The organism is Citrobacter sp. EC_71 (genome assembly GCF_019584005.1).
Lineage (GTDB): Bacteria > Pseudomonadota > Gammaproteobacteria > Enterobacterales > Enterobacteriaceae > Citrobacter > Citrobacter werkmanii.
In genome coordinates, this window is sequence record NZ_VDAY01000015.1 from 106,439 (window position 1) to 130,626 (window position 24,188).

General features: G+C 53.3%; 23 protein-coding genes. 14 read left to right on the forward strand and 9 right to left on the reverse strand.

The window, feature by feature from the left end; genetic code table 11:
• Nucleotides 1–77: 77 nt before the first annotated feature.
• Complete coding sequence (yjbE, locus tag FHD02_RS16835) at nt 78–320, reverse strand: exopolysaccharide production protein YjbE (RefSeq protein ID WP_220394111.1); 243 nt, start codon at nt 318–320, stop codon at nt 78–80.
• A 421-nt stretch (nt 321–741) separates the two neighbouring features.
• The gene (pgi, locus tag FHD02_RS16840) at nt 742–2,391 is read right to left on the reverse strand and encodes a glucose-6-phosphate isomerase (protein ID WP_042313030.1); all 1,650 of its coding nucleotides are present in this window, start codon (nt 2,389–2,391) and stop codon (nt 742–744) included.
• A gap of 314 nt (nt 2,392–2,705) precedes the next feature.
• Between pgi and lysC the strand changes: the two genes are divergently transcribed.
• The 3 genes from lysC to FHD02_RS16855 all read left to right on the forward strand — a co-directional run bounded on the left by lysC (nt 2,706) and on the right by FHD02_RS16855 (nt 5,490).
• Nucleotides 2,706–4,055, forward strand: coding sequence for a lysine-sensitive aspartokinase 3 (gene lysC / locus FHD02_RS16845; RefSeq protein ID WP_042313032.1), 1,350 nt, complete (start codon nt 2,706–2,708; stop codon nt 4,053–4,055).
• A gap of 92 nt (nt 4,056–4,147) precedes the next feature.
• Nucleotides 4,148–5,074 carry a ketopantoate/pantoate/pantothenate transporter PanS gene (gene panS, locus FHD02_RS16850; protein WP_137361102.1) on the forward strand — a complete coding sequence of 309 codons (927 nt, stop codon included), beginning with the start codon at nt 4,148–4,150 and terminating at the stop codon, nt 5,072–5,074.
• Between the two features lie 143 nt (nt 5,075–5,217).
• Nucleotides 5,218–5,490, forward strand: coding sequence for a DUF3811 domain-containing protein (locus FHD02_RS16855; RefSeq protein ID WP_003826541.1), 273 nt, complete (start codon nt 5,218–5,220; stop codon nt 5,488–5,490).
• Here the strand turns inward: FHD02_RS16855 and rluF are convergent.
• Nucleotides 5,487–6,362 (reverse strand): 23S rRNA pseudouridine(2604) synthase RluF, encoded by an 876-nt coding sequence (gene rluF / locus FHD02_RS16860; protein WP_042313037.1) that lies wholly within the window; start codon nt 6,360–6,362, stop codon nt 5,487–5,489. The genes FHD02_RS16855 and rluF overlap by 4 nt on opposite strands.
• 343 nt (nt 6,363–6,705) lie before the next feature.
• On the opposite strand from rluF, the gene FHD02_RS16865 reads away from it, so the two are divergent.
• From FHD02_RS16865 to FHD02_RS16905, 9 genes are all read left to right on the forward strand, one after another.
• Nucleotides 6,706–7,659, forward strand: coding sequence for a sugar-binding transcriptional regulator (locus FHD02_RS16865; RefSeq protein WP_079225678.1), 954 nt, complete (start codon nt 6,706–6,708; stop codon nt 7,657–7,659).
• A gap of 70 nt (nt 7,660–7,729) precedes the next feature.
• A complete protein-coding gene (locus FHD02_RS16870; RefSeq protein WP_137348851.1) occupies nt 7,730–8,536 on the forward strand; it encodes an SDR family oxidoreductase in 807 nt (268 codons plus the stop codon).
• A 9-nt stretch (nt 8,537–8,545) separates the two neighbouring features.
• Nucleotides 8,546–8,953, forward strand: a complete 408-nt coding sequence (locus FHD02_RS16875; RefSeq protein WP_061382705.1) for a mannose/fructose/sorbose PTS transporter subunit IIA — start codon at nt 8,546–8,548, stop codon at nt 8,951–8,953.
• Nucleotides 8,953–9,447 (forward strand): mannose/fructose/sorbose PTS transporter subunit IIB, encoded by a 495-nt coding sequence (locus tag FHD02_RS16880; protein WP_137361101.1) that lies wholly within the window; start codon nt 8,953–8,955, stop codon nt 9,445–9,447. Before FHD02_RS16875 ends, FHD02_RS16880 begins: the two co-directional genes overlap by 1 nt.
• A 65-nt stretch (nt 9,448–9,512) precedes the next feature.
• Complete coding sequence (locus tag FHD02_RS16885) at nt 9,513–10,310, forward strand: PTS mannose/fructose/sorbose transporter subunit IIC (RefSeq protein WP_042313048.1); 798 nt, start codon at nt 9,513–9,515, stop codon at nt 10,308–10,310.
• An 11-nt stretch (nt 10,311–10,321) separates the two neighbouring features.
• Complete coding sequence (locus tag FHD02_RS16890; protein WP_042313051.1) at nt 10,322–11,146, forward strand: PTS system mannose/fructose/sorbose family transporter subunit IID; 825 nt, start codon at nt 10,322–10,324, stop codon at nt 11,144–11,146.
• Between the two features lie 68 nt (nt 11,147–11,214).
• Complete coding sequence (sorE, locus tag FHD02_RS16895; protein ID WP_042313054.1) at nt 11,215–12,438, forward strand: L-sorbose 1-phosphate reductase; 1,224 nt, start codon at nt 11,215–11,217, stop codon at nt 12,436–12,438.
• Between the two features lies 1 nt (nt 12,439).
• A complete protein-coding gene (locus tag FHD02_RS16900; protein ID WP_220394112.1) occupies nt 12,440–13,252 on the forward strand; it encodes a shikimate 5-dehydrogenase in 813 nt (270 codons plus the stop codon).
• Between the two features lie 24 nt (nt 13,253–13,276).
• Complete coding sequence (locus FHD02_RS16905; protein WP_170972937.1) at nt 13,277–13,513, forward strand: hypothetical protein; 237 nt, start codon at nt 13,277–13,279, stop codon at nt 13,511–13,513.
• 86 nt (nt 13,514–13,599) lie between these two features.
• On the opposite strand, the gene FHD02_RS16910 is transcribed toward FHD02_RS16905, so the two are convergent.
• From FHD02_RS16910 to FHD02_RS16925, 4 genes are all read right to left on the reverse strand, one after another.
• Nucleotides 13,600–14,220: a histidine phosphatase family protein gene (locus tag FHD02_RS16910; protein ID WP_042313085.1), complete on the reverse strand. Its 621-nt coding sequence runs from the start codon at nt 14,218–14,220 to the stop codon at nt 13,600–13,602.
• 259 nt (nt 14,221–14,479) lie between these two features.
• On the reverse strand, nt 14,480–14,905 hold the full coding sequence (arsC, locus tag FHD02_RS16915; RefSeq protein WP_079225682.1) for a glutaredoxin-dependent arsenate reductase: 426 nt from the start codon (nt 14,903–14,905) through the stop codon (nt 14,480–14,482).
• Between the two features lie 12 nt (nt 14,906–14,917).
• Nucleotides 14,918–16,207, reverse strand: coding sequence for an arsenic transporter (locus FHD02_RS16920; protein WP_220394113.1), 1,290 nt, complete (start codon nt 16,205–16,207; stop codon nt 14,918–14,920).
• A 44-nt stretch (nt 16,208–16,251) separates the two neighbouring features.
• Complete coding sequence (locus tag FHD02_RS16925) at nt 16,252–16,572, reverse strand: transcriptional regulator (protein WP_220394114.1); 321 nt, start codon at nt 16,570–16,572, stop codon at nt 16,252–16,254.
• Between the two features lie 217 nt (nt 16,573–16,789).
• Between FHD02_RS16925 and pepE the strand changes: the two genes are divergently transcribed.
• A complete protein-coding gene (pepE, locus tag FHD02_RS16930) occupies nt 16,790–17,479 on the forward strand; it encodes a dipeptidase PepE (protein WP_032942056.1) in 690 nt (229 codons plus the stop codon).
• A 127-nt stretch (nt 17,480–17,606) separates the two neighbouring features.
• Here pepE and FHD02_RS16935 read toward each other — a convergent pair whose 3' ends face one another.
• Nucleotides 17,607–19,235: a Na/Pi cotransporter family protein gene (locus tag FHD02_RS16935; RefSeq protein WP_038636190.1), complete on the reverse strand. Its 1,629-nt coding sequence runs from the start codon at nt 19,233–19,235 to the stop codon at nt 17,607–17,609.
• Between the two features lie 213 nt (nt 19,236–19,448).
• Nucleotides 19,449–23,132 (reverse strand): methionine synthase, encoded by a 3,684-nt coding sequence (metH, locus tag FHD02_RS16940; RefSeq protein ID WP_220394115.1) that lies wholly within the window; start codon nt 23,130–23,132, stop codon nt 19,449–19,451.
• A gap of 194 nt (nt 23,133–23,326) precedes the next feature.
• On the opposite strand from metH, the gene iclR reads away from it, so the two are divergent.
• Nucleotides 23,327–24,151, forward strand: coding sequence for a glyoxylate bypass operon transcriptional repressor IclR (iclR, locus tag FHD02_RS16945; protein WP_038636184.1), 825 nt, complete (start codon nt 23,327–23,329; stop codon nt 24,149–24,151).
• Nucleotides 24,152–24,188 lie beyond the last annotated feature (37 nt).

Below are 24,188 nucleotides of genomic sequence, written 5' to 3' on the forward strand. Positions count from 1 at the left end.
CGGCCTACAAATCCCGCAGGCTTTTGGTAATTCAAAATAACCACACCGAAGTGTGGTTAGAATTAAACGTACCGGTATTACTGGGTACTGGTGGTTGTCGTGGTTGTGGTTCCGGTATTAGAACCATCACCACCACCGGTTGCCGCAAGGGCAACCCCCACCGCAGAACTTACGGTGCTCACGCTAGTAGCGGAGGAACTTCCTGCCGAAACCGACGCGGCAGCCGACCCTGCAGCCTCACCCACCTGAATGGGAGCAGCATAGACAGAGGTCACCGCAAGCGCAGATATAGCCCAAAGGCCATACAGAACTTTTTTCATCACAAATTCCCTTCATTTAATGAATGGAGATTTACCCAAAAGAATTTCGGGCGAGATCGAGTATACACAAACCAAAGTGTGCAAATTACGTCAGGCGGGAATTTAGGATAATTAGAAAAGAAAGCAAATCGTCATTATTAATTAATAATATTAAACATTAAAATCAATCAGTTAAAATATAAACATCAGATATGCAATATCCGTAAATTCCGAAAATAACAGAGATGGAATTCCGGTAAGTTAATTACTTTAGGATTAAGCTCAATTAGGGAGTGAAGTAACAACGTAGATATCCTGGAGCAATCTTATAAAAAAAGCCGATATTAATATCGGCTTTTATATTTCATTAATGCCGGATGGCGGCTAAACGCCTTATCCGGCCTACAAATGTGTGCCTGTAGGCCGGATAAGCGCAGCGTCATCAGGCGCGCCAGGACTTATAACGGTTAATCAAACCGTTAGTCGAGCAATCATGGCTGGTGATCTCTTTATCATCATTCAGCTCCGGCAGGATGCGATTTGCCAGCTGTTTGCCCAGCTCCACGCCCCACTGGTCGAAAGTGAAGATGTTCAGGATAGCGCCCTGAGTAAAGATTTTGTGCTCGTACAGGGCAATCAGCGCACCCAGGCTGAACGGCGTGATTTCGCGCAGCAGGATGGAGTTGGTTGGACGGTTGCCTTCGAACACTTTGAACGGCACAACGTGGTCCAGCGTTGCCGGATCTTTACCCTGGTCGCGGTATTCCTGCTCTACCACCTCGCGGGATTTACCGAACGCCAGCGCTTCGGTCTGAGCGAAGAAGTTGGACAGTAGCTTCGGATGGTGGTCGGACAGCGGGTTATGGGTGATAGCCGGCGCGATGAAATCGCACGGTACCATTTTGGTGCCCTGGTGAATCAGCTGGTAGAACGCATGCTGGCCGTTAGTCCCCGGCTCACCCCAGATAATTGGGCCCGTCTGGTAGTCCACCGCGTTGCCGTTACGGTCAACGTATTTACCGTTGGATTCCATATTGCCCTGCTGGAAGTAGGCCGCGAAACGGTGCATATACTGGTCGTACGGCAGGATCGCTTCGGTTTCAGCGCCGAAGAAGTTGTTGTACCAGATCCCGATCAGCGCCAGCAGCACCGGCAGGTTTTTCTCCGCCGGGGTAGTGGAGAAGTGTTTGTCCATCGCATGCGCGCCGGACAGCAGCTCAACGAAGTTATCGAAACCAACGGACAGGATGATCGACAGACCAATTGCTGACCACAGAGAGTAACGACCGCCAACCCAGTCCCAGAACTCAAACATGTTGGCGGTATCAATACCGAATTCGCCGACCGCTTTCGCGTTAGTGGAGAGGGCTGCGAAGTGCTTGGCAACGTGTTTTTCATCACCGGCGGTTTTCAGGAACCAGTCGCGCGCGCTATGGGCGTTGGTCATGGTTTCCTGGGTGGTGAAGGTTTTCGAAGCGACCAGGAACAGCGTGGTTTCCGGGTTCACTTTCTTCAGCACTTCAGCGATGTGCGTCCCATCGACGTTAGACACAAAGTGCATGTTCAGATGGTTTTTATACGGACGCAGCGCTTCGGTCACCATGAACGGACCAAGGTCGGAACCGCCGATACCGATGTTCACCACATCAGTAATAGCTTTGCCGGTATAGCCTTTCCAGCTTCCGGAAATGATCGCTTCCGAGAAGGATTTCATCTTCTCCAGCACCGCGTTCACTTCCGGCATCACATCTTTGCCGTCAACGATGATTGGGGTATTGCTACGGTTACGCAGCGCCACGTGCAGCACGGCACGGTCTTCGGTACGGTTGATTTTCTCACCGGAGAACATGGACTTGATGGCGCCTGCCAAATCGGTCTCTTTCGCCAGATCCTGCAGTTTGGCCAGCGTCTCTTCAGTGATGCGGTTTTTGGAGAAATCCACCAGCATCAGATCGTCAAACGTCGCGGAAAATTTGGTGAAACGATCGCTATCTTTCGCGAACAGATCGGCGATAGTAACGTCTTTCATCTCTTCAAAGTGTTTTTGTAGTGCCTGCCAGGCTGAGGTCTGCGTTGGATTGATGTTTTTCATTAGCAATACTCTTCTGATTTTGAGAATTGTGACTGAGATCGATTGTAACGCCAGTCACAGAAAAGTGTGATTGTTTTAATGCCATTGCCAGGGCATCCGCCAAACGAGGTTAAAAAGTATAGCCGTTATCAGCGTTGTTATTAGTACCGTTACTCAACGCAGTTGCAGCATGAAAAATCCGCATAATCCCAGCGTTGACAGTGCAAGCTACACATTTTATTTATAAATACGGTATTTGCATTTGCGCCTGCACCGGTTTCCGTTCTGCCTTATGTGCCATGGTCGCTCTATTCACTCCCTGACACGAGGTAGTTATGACTGATGTAGTTGTCTCCAAGTTTGGCGGTACCAGCGTGGCGGATTTTGATGCCATGAATCGCAGCGCCGATGTGGTGCTTTCTGATGCGAACGTCCGATTAGTGGTGCTTTCCGCATCGGCAGGCATTACTAACCTGCTGGTCGCGCTGGCCGAAGGGCTGGAGCCAACCGAGCGCTTCGAAAAACTCGACGCCATTCGTCAAATTCAGTTCAATATTCTGGAACGCCTGCGTTATCCAAACGTGATTCGTGAAGAGATCGAACGCCTGCTGGAAAACATCACCACGCTGGCAGAGGCGGCGTCACTGGCGACCTCAACCGCGCTGACCGACGAACTGGTCAGCCACGGTGAGCTGATGTCTACCCTCCTGTTTGTTGAGATCCTGCGTGAGCGCAACGTCCAAGCGCAGTGGTTTGATGTGCGTAAAGTGATGCGCACTAACGATCGTTTCGGTCGTGCAGAACCCGACGTCGCAGCGCTGGCCGAACTGACCACGCTCCAGTTAGCCCCGCGTCTGAGCGAAGGCCTGGTGATTACCCAAGGCTTTATCGGCAGCGAAAGCAAGGGCCGCACCACCACGCTGGGACGCGGCGGCAGTGATTATACGGCCGCCCTGCTGGCTGAAGCGCTGCACGCAACGCGCGTCGATATCTGGACCGATGTTCCCGGCATTTACACCACCGATCCGCGCGTCGTTCCAGCCGCTAAACGTATTGATGAAATCGCCTTCGAAGAAGCCGCGGAAATGGCGACCTTCGGCGCGAAAGTGCTGCACCCGGCAACCCTGTTACCTGCTGTACGTAGCGATATCCCGGTGTTTGTTGGCTCCAGTAAGGATCCAAAAGCAGGCGGTACGCTGGTATGCAATAAAACCCAAAATCCACCGTTGTTCCGTGCCCTGGCGCTACGCCGTAAGCAAACGCTGCTAACGCTGCATAGCCTGAATATGCTGCACTCTCGCGGCTTTTTAGCGGAAGTGTTCGGCATCCTGGCGCGCCACAACATCTCGGTAGATTTAATTACTACATCGGAAGTCAGCGTGGCGCTGACGCTGGATACCACCGGTTCAACGTCTACCGGCGATACGCTGTTAACACAGTCTCTGCTGATGGAACTGTCTGCCCTGTGTCGGGTTGAAGTGGAAGAAGACCTGGCGCTGGTGGCGCTGATTGGCAACGACCTGTCCAAAGCCTGTGGCGTGGGTAAAGAGGTGTTCGGTGTACTGGAGCCGTTCAACATCCGCATGATTTGCTACGGCGCGTCCAGCCATAACCTGTGCTTCCTGGTGCCCGGAACCGAAGCCGAACAGGTGGTACAGAAGCTGCACCATAATTTGTTTGAATAATATTTCATCACGCGATAAATAATAACTATAGCCGGGCTCGAACCCGGCTTTTTTATAACAACACAACACATTTCAATCGCAAGGAATATAACATGCTCGCTACTCTGACGCGGCTGTTCCCATTATGGGCGCTGCTGCTCTCTGTTATTGCGTATTACACGCCCTCCACCTTTACGCCTGTCGGGCCATTCGTGCCGTCGTTACTGATGCTGATTATGTTCGGCATGGGCGTCCATTTGAAAGTGGATGACTTTAAACGCGTACTCTCACGTCCTGCGCCGGTCGCCGCGGGTATTTTCCTGCATTATCTGGTGATGCCGCTCGCCGCCTGGATTTTGGCGCTGGCTTTTAATATGCCGCCGGAACTGTCCGCAGGCATGGTGCTGGTCGGTAGCGTCGCCAGCGGAACAGCTTCTAACGTCATGATCTATCTGGCAAAAGGTGATGTGGCGCTCTCCGTGACTATTTCATCCGTTTCGACGTTGGTCGGCGTTGTCGCCACACCGCTGCTGACACGGCTGTATGTCGATGCGCATATTCAGGTGGATGTGATGGGTATGCTGCTGAGTATTCTGCAGATCGTGGTCATTCCGATTGCCCTGGGACTGGTCATTCACCATCTGTTCCCACGCGTCGTAAAAGCCGTCGAGCCGTATCTGCCCGCGTTTTCTATGGTGTGCATCCTGGCGATCATCAGCGCCGTCGTGGCAGGCTCCGCTTCGCACATTGCGTCCGTCGGCTTTGTGGTGATTATCGCCGTTATCCTGCATAACACCATTGGCCTGCTCGGCGGCTACTGGGGCGGAAAACTGTTTGGTTTCGACGAGTCGACCTGCCGTACGTTAGCTATCGAAGTCGGCATGCAGAATTCAGGGCTGGCCGCTGCGCTGGGCAAAATCTACTTTGGCCCGCTCGCCGCCCTGCCCGGTGCGCTGTTCTCCGTCTGGCACAACCTTTCTGGTTCGCTGCTGGCGGGTTACTGGTCCGGTAAACCGATTGATGAGAAAAAACGCCGCTAATTGTCGGCTGTAGGCCCGATAAGCGTAACGCTATCAGGCACAATGCGTGCAAATCGCCGGATGGTGGCTAACGCCTTATCCGGCCTACCCAGCCTCTGCACTTTGCCGTACACTGAGGATACCGGCTAACAGAGGGCACCCCTATGGCACTCCCCCGCATTACCCAAAAAGAGATGACCGAGCGCGAGCAGCGTGAACTGAAAACGCTGCTCGACCGCGCGCGCATCGCGCATGGTCGGCTGCTGACCAACGCAGAGACCAACAGCATCAAGAAAGAGTACATCGATAAACTGATGGCCTTGCGCGAAGCGGAAGCAAAAAAAGCCCGCCAGTTAAAGAAAAAGCAGGCTTATAAACCGGATGCGGAAGCATCGTTTTCCTGGTCAGCGAATACGCCCACGCGCGGCAGACGTTAACGCCCTTTCTTCTTACGCCCCGGTGAGGTAAAGCGTTTACCGTTTGCTGCCGGGCGCGATTTCTCTTTCTCCGCAGATTTTTCGATTTTCACTACCGGGCGCTTAATGCCTGCGGTTTTTGGCTTCGCTTTCGCCTTCGGTTTGGCTTCTGAGGACGAGTTCTCAATCAACTTGAACAGATCGATCAGTTCGTCATCCGTCAGGTCGCGCCATTCACCAAGCGGCAGGCCAGACAAGCCAACGTTCATGATACGCGTACGCTCAAGTTTGGTAACTTCATAGCCAAAGTGCTCGCACATACGACGGATCTGACGGTTCAGCCCCTGAATCAGCGTGATGCGAAACACAAACGGCGCTTCTTTCTTCACCTTACATTTCTTGGTGACGGTGCCGAGGATTGGCACACCGGCCCCCATCCCACGGATAAAGTCATCAGTGACCGGCTTATCTACCGTCACCAGATACTCTTTTTCATGATCGTTACCGGCACGCAGGATTTTATTCACCAGGTCGCCGTGGTTGGTCAGAAAGATAAGTCCCTGGGAATCTTTGTCCAGACGACCGATTGGGAACACACGCTTGCTGTGATTCACGAAATCAACAATGTTGTCGCGCTCGCTGTCTTCGGTGGTGCTGACAATCCCTACTGGCTTGTTCAGCGCGATAAAAACCAGATCTTCCGCTTCACGCGGCTCAATCAACCGACCATTCACTTTTACGACGTCGCCAGGCTTTACCTGATCGCCAATGGTGGCGCGTTTACCATTCAGGAAGACATTCCCTTGTTCGATAAAGCGATCCGCCTCGCGACGCGAGCAGATTCCGCTTTCACTGATGTATTTATTTAATCGGATGGATGAGTCGGGCAGCATAGTTTCTCCTTTGACAGCGAAATATACCCTACCTTGTGGGCGATAAAAAATAATCGTGTTCAAATGCCCGAGCGCTATTTGTGATCCGCCCCACCTTTTGACACAAAAGTGTCGGTAATACATATCTGCAATTTTGTTGGATGAAAACAAGCAGAATCAATACATTAGAGCAGCATGCACATCTGTGCCGACAACGCGCAATCTCCACATCAAATGTGCAACACAATCGGTCAGTTCTTAACGCTGAAATAAGTGAAAATAGCTTTGAGATGTGAAACAGATGGGGTTATATCAGTTCAAGAAGGCAATTTCGTGATTTGCACAAATGTGCAGGAGTCCAAAAATGGCGACGGAAAACAGCGATGATATCCGCCTGATCGTAAAAATAGCGCAGCTTTATTACGAGCAGGATATGACACAAGCGCAAATCGCCCGCGAGCTGGGGATTTACCGCACCACGATCAGCCGATTACTAAAACGTGGCCGCGAGCAGGGTATCGTCACCATCGCCATTAATTACGACTACAACGAAAATCTGTGGCTGGAACAGCAGCTAAAACAGAAATTTGGTCTGAAAGAAGCGGTCGTAGTCTCCTGCGACAGCGAACAGGAAGATGAACAACTTAATATGATGGGCGTGCACGGCGCGCAGTTGCTGGAACGCTTACTGGAACCCGGCGACATTATTGGTTTTTCATGGGGTCGCGCGGTACGGGGACTGGTGGAAGGATTATCTCCGGCCAGCCAGTCACGCCAGCTTATCTGTGTGCCGATTATCGGCGGACCGTCCGGTAAACTTGAAAGCCGCTACCACGTCAATACGCTGACCTACGGCGCCGCGGCAAAGCTGAAAGGGGAATCACACCTGGCCGATTTCCCGGCGCTTCTGGAAAACCCGCTGATCCGTAACGGCATTATGCAGTCCCGGCACTTCAAATCGATTTCCGCTTACTGGGATAATCTGGATGTCGCGCTGGTTGGAATTGGGTCTCCGGCAATACGCGATGGTGCCAACTGGCACGCTTTTTACGGCAGTGAAGAGAGTGATGACCTGCATGCCCGCCATGTCGCCGGAGACATTTGCTCGCGCTTTTACGATATCAACGGTGTGACCGTAGAGACCAGGATGAGTGAAAAGACGCTCGCCATCGAAACCGATAAATTAAAGCAGGCACGTTACTCCATTGGTATTGCGATGGGTGAAGAAAAATACAGTGGGATATTAGGCGCATTACGTGGGAATTATATTAACTGTTTAGTCACCAACAGTCATACCGCTGAATTATTGTTGAAGTAAATAAATTCTAATTGGTCCTGCCATAATTAATTTTATGTGGGATCCCCTTATCTGAAATCGGGAGTTTATTATGCAAACGTGGTTAAACTTGCAGGGAAAAGTCATTATTGTTACCGGTGGTGCATCCGGAATTGGCCTGGCCATTGTCGAGGAGCTATTAGCGCAAGGCGCTAATGTACAAATGGCGGATATTCATGGCGGAGAAGGTAAATATGACAGCCATAGCGGATATCATTTCTGGCCAACGGATATTTCCAGTGCCAAAGAGGTTAATCATACTGTTGCTGAAATTATCCAACGCTACGGACGTATTGATGGACTGGTAAATAATGCTGGCGTTAACTTCCCACGGCTACTGGTTGATGAAAAAGCACCCGCCGGACAATACGAACTCAACGAAGCTGCTTTTGAAAAAATGGTTAATATCAACCAGAAAGGTGTGTTCTTAATGTCGCAAGCAACGGCACGCCAAATGGTAAAACAGCATAACGGCGTGATCGTGAATGTCTCTTCCGAAAGCGGGCTGGAAGGTTCAGAGGGCCAAAGCTGCTATGCCGCCACCAAAGCCGCGTTGAATAGCTTTACCCGCTCCTGGTCGAAAGAGTTGGGCAAACACGGCATTCGTGTGGTGGGAATTGCGCCTGGCATTCTGGAAAAAACCGGTCTGCGCACCCCCGAGTATGAAGAAGCGCTGGCCTGGACCCGCAACATCACCGTCGAACAGCTGCGTGAGGGTTATACCAAGAACGCGATCCCGATAGGTCGTTCAGGACGTTTAAGTGAAGTCGCTGATTTTGTTTGTTATCTCCTCTCAGAGCGCGCCAGTTATATCACCGGAGTAACCACTAACATTGCGGGCGGAAAAACGCGCGGCTAAGGAGGTTTTATGGTCAATGCAATCTTCTGTGCTCACGGCAATCTGGCCTGCGCCATGCTGGAATCAGTACAGATGGTCTACGGCGATGTCAACGTCGAAGCGGTGGCATTTGTCCCTGGGGAGAACGCCAGCAACATCGTGGAAAAGCTGGAAAAGTTAGTAAGTATTCACACTAGTGATGAATGGCTGATTGCCGTCGATCTGCAGTGTGGCAGTCCCTGGAATGCTGCCGCTTCGCTGGCAATGCAAAACCCCACCATTCGCGTCATTAGCGGGTTGTCGCTGCCATTAGCGCTGGAACTGGTAGACAACCAAAGCTGTATGAATGTGGATGAACTGTGCGAACACCTGACGACCATTGCTCAACAAACCTGTGTCGTCTGGCAACATCTGGAAACGACCGAAGAGGATTTCTGATGAACATTACCCTTGCTCGTATCGATGACCGCTTGATTCACGGTCAGGTCACCACCGTCTGGTCGAAGGTGGCGAATGCCCAACGAATTATTATTTGCAATGACGACGTTTATAACGATGAAGTACGTCGAACATTATTACGTCAGGCCGCCCCGCCAGGAATGAAGGTTAACGTCGTTAATATCGAAAAGGCGGTCGCTGTGTACCATAACCCACAATATCAGAGCGAAACCGTTTTTTATTTGTTTACCCGCCCGCAGGATGCATTAGCAATGGTAAAACAAGGGGTAAAAATTGCCACGTTAAATATTGGTGGCATGGCCTGGCGACCAGGTAAAAAACAATTAACCAAAGCCGTTTCTTTAGACAGCGACGACATTTATGCGTTTCGTGAGTTAGATAAACTAGGCGTCACGCTGGATTTACGCGTCGTCGCATCCGATCCATCGATTAATATTCTCGAAAAAATAGAAGAACAATCTTTCGCTGAATAAATAAAAATGCCTGTGTACTTATGCTTTAACAGGCAGGGATGATCACATTCACAAGGTGACATATTATGGAAATAAGTACCCTACAAATTATCGCCATATTCCTATTTTCCTGTATTGCCGGAATGGGTAGCGTGCTGGATGAGTTCCAGACCCACCGTCCACTGATCGCTTGTACCGTTATCGGACTGATTCTTGGTGATTTAAAAACCGGGATTATGCTCGGCGGCACGCTGGAGTTAATTGCTCTTGGCTGGATGAACGTCGGCGCAGCGCAGTCTCCCGATTCGGCGCTCGCCAGTATTATCTCCGCCATTCTGGTTATCGTCGGTCAGCAAAGCATTGCGACCGGTATCGCCATCGCCCTGCCCGTCGCGGCGGCAGGTCAGGTACTAACCGTCTTTGCCCGTACCATCACCGTGGTGTTCCAGCACGCGGCGGATAAAGCAGCCGAAGAGGCCCGCTTTCGCACCATCGACATGCTGCACGTTTCCGCTCTCGGCGTACAGGCGCTGCGCGTTGCCATCCCTGCATTAATCGTCTCGCTGTTTGTCAGCGCCGATATGGTCAGCAATATGCTCAACGCCATTCCAGAATTCGTCACCCGCGGATTGCAGATTGCCGGTGGCTTTATCGTGGTGGTCGGTTACGCCATGGTGCTGCGCATGATGGGCGTGAAGTACCTGATGCCCTTCTTCTTCCTCGGATTTATTGCCGGAGGGTATCTCGATTTGAGCCTGCTGGCTTTCGGTGGGGTTGGCGTGATTATCGCGCTGGTCTACATCCAGTTGAACCCACAGTGGCGTAAAGCCGAACCGCAGGCGCAACCCGCCTCTTCTCAAGCTCTCGATCAGCTTGATGACTAATGGAGCCCACCATGGAACAGAAAAAACTGACCAAATCCGACCTGTTTAGCATGTTTGTTCGCTCCAACCTCCAGCAAGCGTCATTCAACTTTGAACGCATTCATGGGCTGGGCTTTTGCTACGACATGATCCCGGCTATTAAGCGCCTGTATCCACTGAAAGAGGACCAGGTTGCGGCCCTCAAGCGCCACCTGGTGTTCTTCAATACCACACCTGCCGTTTGCGGCCCGGTGATTGGCGTGACCGCCGCGATGGAAGAAGCCCGCGCCAACGGTGCGGAAATTGACGACGGGGCCATCAACGGCATCAAAGTTGGGCTGATGGGTCCGCTGGCCGGTGTTGGCGACCCGCTGGTATGGGGAACGCTGCGCCCGATTACCGCCGCGCTCGGCGCCTCGCTGGCGCTCTCCGGAAACATTCTCGGGCCACTATTGTTCTTCTTTCTTTTCAATGCAGTACGTCTTGCCATGAAGTGGTACGGCTTACAGCTTGGCTTTCGTAAAGGGGTCAATATCGTCAGCGACATGGGCGGCAACCTGCTGCAAAAACTGACCGAAGGCGCATCAATTCTTGGCCTGTTTGTGATGGGGGTACTGGTCACCAAATGGACCAGCATCAACGTGCCGCTGGTGGTATCGCAAACGCCTGGCGCAGACGGCGCCACCGTCACCATGACCGTGCAGAACATCCTCGACCAACTCTGTCCTGGCCTGCTGGCGCTGGGTCTGACGCTGCTGATGGTACGGCTGCTCAACAAGAAAATTAATCCGGTATGGCTGATATTCGCCCTGTTTGCGCTGGGGATTATCGGCAACGCGTTGGGCTTCTTGTCCTGATTTTTCCGCCCCGGCGATGCTGGGGCTACTTCAACAAATTGTCCTCGAAAGAGGAAGAGGTGGTAACAATGCAAACAACAACAGCTTTACGCCTTTATGGTAAACGCGATCTGCGCCTGGAAACCTTCGACCTTCCCGAAATGCAGGACGATGAAATTCTGGCCTCGGTCGTGACCGACAGCCTGTGCCTTTCTTCCTGGAAAGAGGCTAACCAGGGCGAGAACCACAAAAAAGTGCCGGATGATGTGGCCACTAACCCGATCATCATTGGCCACGAGTTCTGCGGCGATATTATTGCCGTGGGGAAAAAATGGCAGCATAAGTTTCAGCCCGGCCAACGCTATGTCATTCAGGCTAACCTGCAACTGCCGGATCGCCCGGACTGTCCCGGCTACTCCTTCCCGTGGGTAGGCGGTGAAGCCACGCACGTCATCATTCCTGATGAAGTCATGGAGCAGGACTGCTTGTTGGCCTACGAAGGCGAAACCTATTTTGAAGGCTCGCTGGTTGAGCCGCTATCCTGCGTGATTGGCGCATTCAACGCCAACTATCACCTGCAGGAAGGCACTTATAACCATAAGATGGGCATTCGTCCGCAGGGGCGCACGTTAATCCTCGGCGGTACCGGGCCAATGGGACTACTGGCGATCGACTATGCACTGCATGGCCCGGTTAACCCTGCGCTGCTGGTGGTAACCGACACCAATAACGACAAGTTGAGCTACGCCCGCAAGCACTATCCATCAGAACCACAAACGTTAATCCACTATCTCCACGCCCAGGATGCGGCTTATGACACCTTGATGGCGTTGAGCGGCGGGCATGGATTTGATGACATCTTTGTGTTTGTGCCCAACGAAGGACTGGTCACGCTGGCCTCTTCCCTGCTGGCTGCCGATGGCTGCATGAACTTCTTTGCCGGTCCGCAGGATAAGCAGTTTAGCGCGCCGATTAACTTCTACGACGTGCACTACGCCTTCACCCATTATGTTGGGACATCTGGCGGCAATACCGACGATATGCGCACAGCGGTAAAACTGATCGAAGAGAAGAAAGTTCAGGCAGCAAAAGTGGTGACGCACATTCTGGGGCTGAATGCGGCTGGTGAAACAACGCTGGAATTGCCGCAAGTCGGTGGCGGTAAAAAACTGGTTTACACCGGCAAAGCCTTACCATTAACCGCGCTCACTCAGATTGATGATCCAGCCTTGCGCGATATCCTGGAGCGTCATCAGGGGATTTGGTCGCAGGAAGCCGAACAGTACATATTGTCTCACGCCGAGGAGATTTAACATGATTAACCGCGACACCCAGTTGTGCATGTCGCTTGCCGGTCGGCCCGGTAACTTTGGCACGCGCTTTCACAACTATCTGTATGAAAAATTAGGGTTAAATTTTATCTATAAAGCCTTTACTACGCAGGATATTGAGGCCGCAGTGAAAGGCGTTCGCGCACTCGAAATTCGCGGCTGTGCGGTCTCTATGCCGTTTAAAGAGAGCTGCATGCCGTTTCTGGATGTCATCGATCCTTCCGCAAAAGTCATTGATTCCGTCAACACCATCGTCAATGACAACGGTACGCTGGCAGGATTTAACACCGACTACATTGCGGTAAAAAGCCTGATTGCCAGCCACCAGCTCAATAGCAGCGCACGCGTCATGATTCGCGGCAGCGGTGGAATGGGTAAAGCGGTTATCGCCGCGTTTCGCGATGCCGGTTTTCACGATGTGATCGTCGCCGCCCGCAATCGTGAGAGCGGCCCGGCGCTGGCAAAACAGTACGGTTTCCAGTGGCAGCCTCAGCCGGAAGGGATTGCCTGCGATATTCTGGTCAACGTAACGCACGTCGGTATGGCTGGCGGTAAAGAGAGCGATGAACTGGCCTACAGCGAAGCGATGGTCGCTGCCGCCAGCGTGGTGTTTGACGTGGTCGCCCTGCCGCCGGAAACACCGGTAATCAAACTGGCACAACAATTAGGTAAAAAGACCATCAGCGGTGCAGAGGTGATTACCTTACAGGCCGTAGAGCAGTTCGCCATGTATACCGGCGTACGCCCGGATGACGCGCTAATCGCCGAAGCAGCAGAATTTGCGCGGGCGGGGTAAAGAAGCAGGAACTGAGCGCCTAGGATGGGCGCTCTAATAGCCATTAAGCAGGAAATCAATCGCATCTCGAAGTTCTGCCCTGTTTGCGGTCAGGTCTCCCACACAGTTACCCATATTCTTCACTGGTCTGTCATCATATGTGTCATCACCAAGCAGGATGACGATGGATCGTTGGCAGCCTGGATTAAACGCATGGTTAGAAAAGAGCTGAAGCAGAAAGGGATTGAAGTCTGGTGGCCGGAATTCTGTATCGTTTTCTGAAGATCTGTTTAGAGCGGGGAGCTGACATTGTGCTTAAATAATGATGACTCTGGCAGGATGGGTTTTCAATGATTGAAAGGTAGCCACTAATTCAGGTGACGTAAATGTGTAGCAATCCCCCACTTTAGGCCGATACATTTTCCATTAATCAGGTCGATAACAGAATAACTTGCATTGGGGTGAGCATAGCGAGGGAAACTATTGACAGTCCCTTCTTTAAGAATTGCCAGAGTGCCCTGACTGACATGCCCGTGAGACACAATACATATTGTTTGTTGATGTGATGAGGTATCTTCCAGGTTTTGTAAAAAACGCATAACTCGCTGAGAAGCATGCGCCAGTGACTCCCCCCCAGGTGGACAATACTCTGCATCAAGCCTGAATAACGCATTTGCATCGTTCGGATGTTTTTGTCTGAGTAGTTCTAACGGCATACCTTCAAACTGACCAAAGGCCTGCTCTTTAAGGGCCGGTTCAGCCGTCAGTGAACAGCGAAAGTGTTCAGCCAGGCTTTGCCCCATTTGCCAGGCTCGTCCAAGCGGAGAAGCGTAAACACGCTCTATTTGATACTCACTTGCACTAAACGCTGCTAGTAGGACGGATGTTTCACGCAAACCCCGACAGGTCAAGGAGCTATCGCTGTGCCCCTGAATAATTCCTTCCAAATTCCACTCTGTTTCTGCGTGTCGAACAAGTATCAATTTCATTGTTAGCGGGCCATGCTCGTTGTTGATTAAAATGCCCCAACTACGCGATGTCAAACACATACCGTTGAAGCAGCGGAAGGCTTTCCTGTTTTGGAAATAATGAACAAGTGTAGCTTATTGCCGTTATGCAGCGGCTCTGGGTGTGAGGCGCTGAATTTTATCCGTAGTTAACTTCCGCTTATGGCACAGAGCGGACGTACTGGGTGAATCGGACGCCCGCATAACGTTAACAGGCCTCCAATATTTTGAAGTGGGCCGATTACTTAACCCGCTTCCCCGTTTCGTCAATGACCTTCTCGCCATCCTCTTTGGTAAACGTTCCTTTCTGACCTTCCGGCAGAATATCCAACACTATTTCTGAAGGGCGACAAAGACGAGTGCCGAGCGGCGTAACGACTACCGGCCGATTAATCAGGATCGGATGTTGAAGCATGAAATCAATCAACTGCTCATCACTAAATTTCTCTTCATCAAGACCCAGGTGTTCGTAAGGCTCAACATTCTTACGCAGTAATGCACGCACCGTAATTCCCATTTCTGAAATAAGTTTAATCAGCTCATCACGGGTCGGTGGCGTATCGAGATAATAAATTATCGTCGGTTCGTTGCCGCTGTTACGGATCATCTCCAGCGTGTTACGAGAAGTGCCGCAGGCAGGGTTGTGATAGATGGTAATGTTGCTCATATCTGTATCTCATTACAAAGTGAGGGAGAGCCGCAACGCCAGCGCGGCCAAAGTGACAAACAGCACGGGCAGAGTCATGATAATGCCGGTGCGGAAGTAATATCCCCAGGTAATCGTTATATTTTTCTGGGCAAGCACATGCAGCCAAAGCAGGGTTGCCAGACTGCCAATGGGAGTGATTTTCGGACCTAAATCGCAGCCAATCACATTGGCATAAATCATTGCCTCTTTGACGATGCCAGTCGCCGTACTCCCGTCAATCGACAGCGCGCCAATCAGTACCGTCGGCATATTATTCATCACCGATGACAGGAACGCGGTCAGGAAACCGGTGCCGAACGTTGCTGCCCATAGCCCCTTTTCTGCCAGCAGGTTCAGCACGTCAGACAGATACTCCGTGAGCCCTGCATTGCGCAGGCCATAGACTACCAGGTACATGCCCAGCGAAAAAATAACGATCTGCCATGGCGCACCGCGCAGGACTTTTCCGGTGTTGATGGCATGACCTCTTTTCGCCACTATAAACAGTACTGCTGCGCCAGTAGCCGCTATCGCACTGACCGGGATCCCCAGAGGCTCCGGCACAAAGAAACCGACAAGCAGCAATAACAGGACAATCCAGCCCGCCCTGAACGTTGCCGGATCCTTTATCACACTGGCGGGCGTCTTCAGCAGAGAAACGTCATACGTCGCCGGAATGTCCCTGCGGAAGAAGAGATGAAGCATGACCAGCGTGGCCGCAATCGCTGCCACATCTACGGGGATCATAACGGAGGCATACTGCGTAAAGCCCAGACCGAAAAAGTCCGCCGAGACGATATTCACCAGGTTAGAAACAATGAGCGGCAGGCTGGCCGTATCTGCAATAAACCCTGCAGCCATGACAAAGGCCAATGTCGTGCCCTGGCTGAATCCCAGTGCGAGCAGCATCGCAATTACAATCGGCGTCAGGATCAGTGCGGCGCCGTCATTGGCAAACAACGCAGCAACAGCGGCCCCAAGCAAGACTATCCACGTAAACAAAAGGCGGCCACGTCCGTTACCCCAGCGGGAGACGTGCAGTGCGGCCCATTCAAAGAAACCGGACTCATCGAGCAGCAGGCTGATGATGATGACCGCAATAAATGCCGCTGTCGCGTTCCAGACGATATTCCAGACAACGGGAATATCAGCGATATGAATGACTCCGGTTCCCAGCGCCAACGCAGCTCCGATACTCGCGCTCCAGCCAATACTCAGGCCTCTGGGTTGCCAGATCACCAGTACCAGCGTCAGTAAAAATATACTCCCTGCCAAAAACATTTCAAACCCCATTATATATGATTATGTGAATATGATCTCCTTCCTCAGCAAGAGGTGCAGGCCGACTTTGCCAACCATTCCCGCACATCTTCCCGAAGGCACTGCCAGGACGTCGTGATTGTCTCAGCGGCCCACGCAGGAATATGAGGTGACAGACGATAGTGAATCCATTTGCCTTCCCGACGATCCAGAACTAGCCCAGACTCGCGAAGGATAGCCATATGGCGTGATATTTTGGGCTGTGATTCGGCGGTAGCTGCACAGATATCGCACACGCACAGTTCTCCGGACTCCCGCAAAAGCATGACAGTGGCGAGCCGTGTTTCATCCGACAGGATTTTGAAAAGCTGAACAGGTTGTAGCATTTTCCTCTCCGTTCCTTTTAGAGTACACATATGGTAAATCATATATATTAATTTTGAAATCATCTGCGCTCTCTGGAGGAGAAAAATAATTGACACTTAAAAAATAGTCTCAGCTTCTATCTCCCCCTTCCAACATCGTGAGCCATATCAGGAAGGCGTTAGATCGATAGTGGTAGCATTACCGCGGTTTGTAATTTTCTGATTACATGGAGAAATGATGGAACTGCTTTTATTGAGTAACTCGACGCTGCCGGGCAAAGGCTGGATGGAACATGCGCTGCCGCTGATCGCAGAGCAACTGAACGGTCGCCGCACTGCGGTGTTTATTCCATTTGCCGGCGTGACGCAAACCTGGGATGAGTACACGGCGAAAACGGCAGCCATCTTTGCGCCAATGGGCGTTAACGTTACTGGCATTCATACCGTTGCCGATCCGATTGCAGCCATTGAAAACGCCGAACTGGTGATTGTCGGCGGGGGTAACACCTTCCAGTTGCTGAAAGAGAGCCGCGAGCGCGGACTACTGGCGCCGATTGTCGATGTCGTCAAACGCGGTGCGCTGTACATTGGCTGGAGCGCGGGTTCCAACCTTGCCTGCCAGACCATCCGCACCACCAACGACATGCCGATTGTCGATCCAAAAGGCTTTGATGCGCTGGGTCTTTTCCCGCTGCAGATTAACCCGCACTTCACCAACGCGCTGCCGGAAGGCCATAAAGGCGAAACGCGTGAACAGCGTATTCGCGAGCTGTTGGTTGTGGCGCCGGAACTGACGGTGATTGGTCTGCCGGAAGGGAACTGGATCAAAGTGAGCAACGGTCAATCCGTGCTTGGCGGCCCGAACACCACGTATATCTTTAAAGCGGGCGAAGAAGCGGTTGCCGTTGAGGCGGGTCACTGCTTTTAGTTGGTTTGTTGTCTGATGCCGGATGGAGGCTTCGCCTTATCCGGCATCAAGGTAGATGACAGCATTGACGGTTATCCGTAGGCCCGGTAAGCATCAGCACCACCGGGCAACATGTCACCTGTCCTCGTTAGTACTCGCGCTCGTCGTCTTCATCCGGCTGTTCCAGCACGCTGTAAGCCACAGAGCAAAACAGTGAGTTCAGACGCTGCATATCGCCCAGTAGCGCCAGGTGCAGGGAACTGGTCTCAATGCTCTGCACGTTCTGTTGATGCAGACGATCCACGTGCGCATGCGAATAACGACGGTTAAGGATGCGGAAACGGTGCTTGCTGCGGCGCAGACGACGGGCGCTGGTCACGTCGCCAGAGAAGAATACCGACATCGCCAGTTGCAGATTACTGAGCAGTTGATCGTACAGTGCATCAAGTTCTTTCAGCCCTTCGACAGAGAATGCCCGACGCGCTGCCAGCGACTTGTCGGCAATCTCGCTGCCCATACGCTCGACAATATCCGAAGCCTGTTCAAGGTTGAGCGACATTTCGATAATCTCAGCCCAACGGCGCGACTCTTCTTCTGCCAGTTCATCCTTTGGCATCCGCGCCAGATAGAGCTTAATCGCCGTGTACAGCACGTTGATATCGTCTGCCATCCTGCGCAACTCTTTCTCTTCACGCGGTTCGCCATGCATCACCTTCTTTAGCCCGTCCATCATCTGCTCCATCGCATCGCCAATACGCAGGGCTTCACGGGCGGCATTGGCCAGGGCCAGGGTTGGGGTATCCAGTGCGCTGATGTCCAGATGCTTAGGCTTCAGGTGGGCGTCCAGTTCCGGCTCATCACGGATAATACGTTTGCAAAAACGCGCCATCGGTTCGGCGAACGGCACCATCGCTATGCAACGTACCAGGTTGTAGAAAACATGGAAATAAATGACCAGCTCAGATTTCGGCAGCGGCAGCTCATCCATCAGATTCGCCAACGGATGAACAAACGGCAGGATAATCAGACTTCCCACCAGCTTAAACAACAAGCTGCCTAGCGCCACGCGACGGGCAGCAGCGTTAGCCGCGCTATTGTTGAGCATCGCCAGCAGGCCGGAACCAAGGTTGGCGCCAATCACCAGGCACAACGCCACCGGAAACGAGATAATGCTGGCAGCGGTCAGGGTTGCCGTCAGCAAAACCGCCGCCAGGCTGGAGTAACTGATAACCGCGAACATGGCGCCAATCAGCGCATCCAGCATAATATCGCCGGTCAGCGAGGCGAAAATAACCTGTACGCCGTTAGCCTGGGTTATCGGCGTGACCGCCTGCACAATCAGCTCCAGCGCCAGTAAAATCAACCCCAGCCCGATGCCAACCCGGCCCAGTTGCCCCACGCGGGACTGCTTACGCCCGAGAAAAAAGATCACGCCGATGAAAATCAGCAGTGGCGATAGCCATGAGAGATCGAAAGTCAGGATACGCGCCATCAGCGCGGTCCCCACGTCGGCGCCCAGCACAATGACCAGTGCCGGGGTAAGCGCCACGAGATCCTGGGCGACAAACGAGGTCACCAGCATAGTGGTGGCGTTGCTGCTTTGTACCAGCGCCGTCACGCCGATACCCGCACAAAAGGCGAGCGGCTTCTTTTCAACGCTACGGCTGAGTACGGTACGCAAGCGGGCGCCAAAGACGCGCATCACGCCGGTACGCACAATATGTGTGCCCCAAACCAGCATAGAGACAGCAGAAAGCAGGTGTAACAGAGTTAGCACGGAATCAGGTTCTCCTTATCGTTATATGTTCCTGAGGTTCATCGCAATGACATACCGCCTGAGGGCGCTACGCTTATCAGGCCTACAAAAATGAGCCATCCGGCAAGCAGTGCCGATGAACGTTCTTTCAGTATAAGGGTTTAAACGTAAGAAAGAGACAGGGCACTCATTGAGTGCCCTGTTTGTTGTAAAGAAAGATGACAGTTTTGTGAATCAGTCAGCGTCGTAGCCGAGGTTTGGCGCTAACCAACGTTCAACTTCTGCCACGCTCATGCCTTTACGGAAGGCATAATCTTCAACCTGATCGCGCTGAATTTGCGCCACGGCGTAATACTTACTGTCAGGATGACTGAAATACCAGCCGGAAACTGAGGCCCCAGGCCACATGGCGAAGGATTCAGTAAGCTTCATCCCGGTATGTGCTTCGACATCCAGCAGCTCCCAGATGGTGGCCTTTTCGGTATGTTCCGGGCACGCCGGGTAGCCCGGCGCCGGACGAATGCCCTGGTAGTTTTCGCGGATCAGCTCTTCGTTACTGAGGTTCTCATTCGCCGCATAGCCCCAGTAGACTTTACGCACGCGCTCATGCAGATATTCCGCGAACGCTTCCGCCAGACGGTCAGCGATGGCTTTCACCATGATCTTGTTGTAGTCGTCATGCTGCGCTTCGAAGGCGTCTGCCAGCGCATCCTCCTCCAGACCGCCGGTCACCGCGAAAGCACCGATGTAATCCGCTTTGCCGCTCAGTTTCGGCGCGACAAAGTCAGAGAGGCAGTAGTTGGCGAAGCCGACTTTTTCCGTCTGCTGGCGCAGGTGATGACTCACGCTGATAATGTGCGTACGCGTCTCGTCACGGTAAATCTCGATATCGTCACCCACGCGGTTAGCCGGGAACAACCCCACCACGCCGCGCGGGTTCAGGGTCTTCTCAGCGCTGAGTTTATCCAGCATGTCGTTGGCGTCTTTGAACAGGCGCTTCGCCTCTTCACCCACCACTTCATCTTCGAGGATGCGCGGATACTTCCCGGCCAGCGACCAGGTCATAAAGAACGGCGTCCAGTCGATGTAATTGCGCAGCGTTTCGATGCTGGCCTCGACTTCCTGCACGCCTAAACGATGCGCGACCGGCGGGGTGTAACTTTCCCAGTCGAAGGCCAGATCGTTATCACGTGCGGCCTGTAACGTTACCGGCGGCGTGCGAGGTTTCTTACGCGCATGCTGGATGCGCACGGTTTCGTACTCTTTACGCGTACGGGCAACAAAATCGTCGCGCTGAGTGTCGGAGAGCAGCGCCGCTACCACGCCAACGGTACGCGAGGCGTTCTGCACGTAAACCGTCGGGCCGCTGTAGTTCTGCTCAATTTTCACCGCGGTATGCGCTTTGGAGGTGGTAGCACCGCCAATCAGCAGTGGGATGGTGAAGCCCTGACGCTCCATCTCTTTCGCCACGTTGACCATTTCGTCCAGCGACGGGGTGATAAGCCCGGAAAGGCCAATCAGATCGGCATTCACTTCACGCGCCGTTCTGAGGATTTTCTCCGCGGGCACCATCACGCCAAGATCGACGATTTCGTAGTTGTTACATTGCAGCACCACGCCAACGATGTTCTTGCCAATGTCGTGCACATCGCCCTTCACGGTGGCGATGACCATCTTGCCGTTGCTGGAGCCTTTCTCTTTACTGGCTTCGATATACGGTTCGAGGTAAGCCACTGCCTGCTTCATCACGCGGGCGGATTTCACCACCTGCGGCAGGAACATTTTGCCTTCGCCGAACAGGTCGCCGACCACATTCATGCCGTCCATCAGCGGCCCCTCGATCACCTCAATCGGGCGTTCGGCCTGCTGGCGCGCCTCTTCGGTGTCGAGCTCGATAAATTCGGTAATGCCTTTCACCAGCGAGTATTCAAGGCGCTTTTTCACGTCCCAACTACGCCACTCCGCCATCTGGGCATTCGCGGTGTCGTCGGTTTTACTGCCGCGATATTTCTCCGCCAGCTCCAGCAGACGCTCGGTACCATCTTCACGTCGGTTGAGGATCACATCTTCAACCGCGTCACGCAGTTCGGTCGGGAGATCGTCATAGATAGCCAGCTGTCCGGCGTTGACGATGCCCATGTCCATGCCGTTGCGGATGGCGTAGTAGAGGAATACCGCGTGGATAGCTTCACGTACCGGGTCGTTGCCACGGAACGAGAAGGAAACGTTAGACACGCCGCCGGAAATCAGCGCGTGCGGCAGCTCGCGTTTAATATCTTCACAGGCGCCGATAAAGTCCTGCGCGTAGTTGTTGTGCTCTTCAATACCGGTGGCGACGGCGAAAATATTCGGGTCGAAGATGATGTCTTCCGGCGGAAAACCCACCTCTTCGGTGAGAATTTTGTACGCCCGGCGGCAAATCTCGATTTTACGCGCGCGGGTATCGGCCTGTCCCTGCTCGTCAAAAGCCATCACCACCACCGCGGCGCCGTAGCGACGCAGCAGCTTCGCGTGATGGATAAAGGTCTCCACCCCCTCTTTCATCGAGATGGAGTTAACGATGCCTTTACCCTGGATGCACTTCAGCCCTTTTTCGATGACTTCCCATTTCGAGGAGTCAATCATAATCGGCACGCGGGCGATGTCCGGCTCGCCAGCAATCAGATTTAGGAAGCGCACCATCGCCGCTTCGGCGTCGAGCATCCCCTCATCCATGTTGATATCGATGATCTGCGCGCCGCTTTCCACCTGCTGGCGGGCGACGTCCAGCGCTTCGCTGTACTTCTCTTCTTTAATCAGGCGCTTAAATTTCGCTGAGCCGGTGACGTTGGTACGTTCGCCGACGTTCACAAACAGGCTGTCGTCGCCAATATTCAGCGGTTCAAGGCCGGACAGCCGGCAGGCCACCGGGATTTCTGGCAACTTGCGCGGCGGTAAACCTTCTACCGCCCGGCTCATCGCGGCGATATGTTCCGGCGTGGTGCCGCAACAACCGCCAACCACATTGAGGAAACCGGCCTCGGCCCATTCGCGAATCTGTGTCGCCATGGTGTCGGCGTCGAGGTCGTACTCGCCGAAGGCGTTCGGCAGCCCGGCGTTCGGATGCGCGGTAACGTAGCATTCGGCAATCCGTGACAGCTCCTGCACGTACTGGCGCAGCTCGTCCGGGCCTAAGGCGCAGTTCAGACCGAAGGTCAGCGCATCGGCATGGCGCAATGAGTTATAGAACGCTTCGGTGGTCTGCCCGGAAAGCGTACGCCCGGAGGCGTCGGTAATGGTGCCGGAAAGCATTATCGGCAGCTCGACGCCCAGCGCTTCGAACTCGGTTTTTACCGCGAAAATAGCGGCTTTAGCGTTGAGGGTATCGAAAACGGTTTCAATCAGGATCAGGTCACTGCCGCCTTCCACCAGCGCTTTGGTGGATTCGCGATAGGCAGCCACCAGCTGGTCAAAGGTAATGTTGCGGTATGCCGGGTCGTTGACGTCGGGTGAGATAGAGGCCGTACGGTTGGTTGGACCAAGCACGCCCGCGACATAGCGCGGTTTTTCCGGCGTACGCGCCGTCCACTCATCTGCGCAAGCGCGCGCCAGTTTAGCTGCCGCAAAGTTGATTTCCGCCGACAGGGATTCCATCTGGTAATCCGCCATGGCGATAGTCGTGGAGTTAAAGGTATTGGTTTCGATGATATCCGCGCCCGCCTCAAAATAGGCGTTATGGATCGCGGCAATCACCTCCGGCTTGCTGAGCACCAGCAGGTCGTTGTTGCCCTTCAGGTCGCAGGGCCAGTCGGCGAAGCGCTCGCCACGGAAATCCTCTTCGCTCAGACGATATCCCTGGATCATGGTGCCCATCCCGCCGTCCAGCACCAGAATACGTTCATTTAACTGCTGACGTAATTGTTCTACTTTGCTGCTCACACTCGCTCCCGACAACGCTCAACCAGACCGAAAAAACTCAACAGACCATACTGGCACAAACCTGAGAGGCGGAAAAGAGAACAACGGCCAACATGAGACATGTTCAGCTTCACTCATCCGATCAGTACAGGAATTCTTGCATTATAATCGAATAAAACGAAAATGATTTCCACGATACAGAAAAGGAGTCCGTCATGGTTGCCCCTGTCCCCGCTAAACGCGGTAGAAAACCCGCCGCTGCCACTACGCCTGCAACCGGGCAGGTTCAGTCTTTGACCCGGGGTCTGAAGCTACTGGAGTGGATTGCGGAATCCAACGGCAGCGTGGCGCTAACCGAGCTGGCGCAGCAGGCCGGTCTGCCCAACTCCACGACTCATCGTCTGCTGACCACCATGCAGCAGCAGGGTTTTGTCCGCCAGGTGGGCGAATTAGGCCACTGGGCCGTGGGCGCACATGCATTTATCGTCGGCAGCAGCTTTTTGCAAAGCCGCAATCTGCTGGCGATTGTGCACCCCATTCTGCGCAAACTAATGGAAGATTCGGGTGAGACGGTAAACCTCGCCGTGCTGGATCAAAGCGACCATCAGGCCATTATTATCGACCAGGTGCAGTGCACCCAGTTGATGCGCATGTCTGCGCCTATCGGCGGCAAGCTGCCGATGCACGCCTCCGGCGCGGGCAAGGCATTTTTATCTCAATTGAGTGAAGAACAGGTTACCGGCCTGCTGCACCGCAAAGGGCTGCACGCGTATACCCATGCCACGCTGGTGTCGCCGGTCCATCTGAAAGAGGATTTGGCGCAGACGCGTAAGCGCGGCTATTCCTTTGATGATGAAGAACACGCGCTGGGCCTGCGCTGCGTGGCGTCGTGCATTTATGATGAACACCGTGAGCCGTTCGCCGCCATCTCCATTTCCGGGCCAATCTCACGCATTACCGATGACCGCGTGACCGAGTTTGGCGCAATGGCAATCAAAGCAGCGAAAGAAGTCACGCTGGCGTACGGCGGGTTTAGATAAGCAAGGGTTGGGGCCGATTTTTAGGCCTGATAAGCGC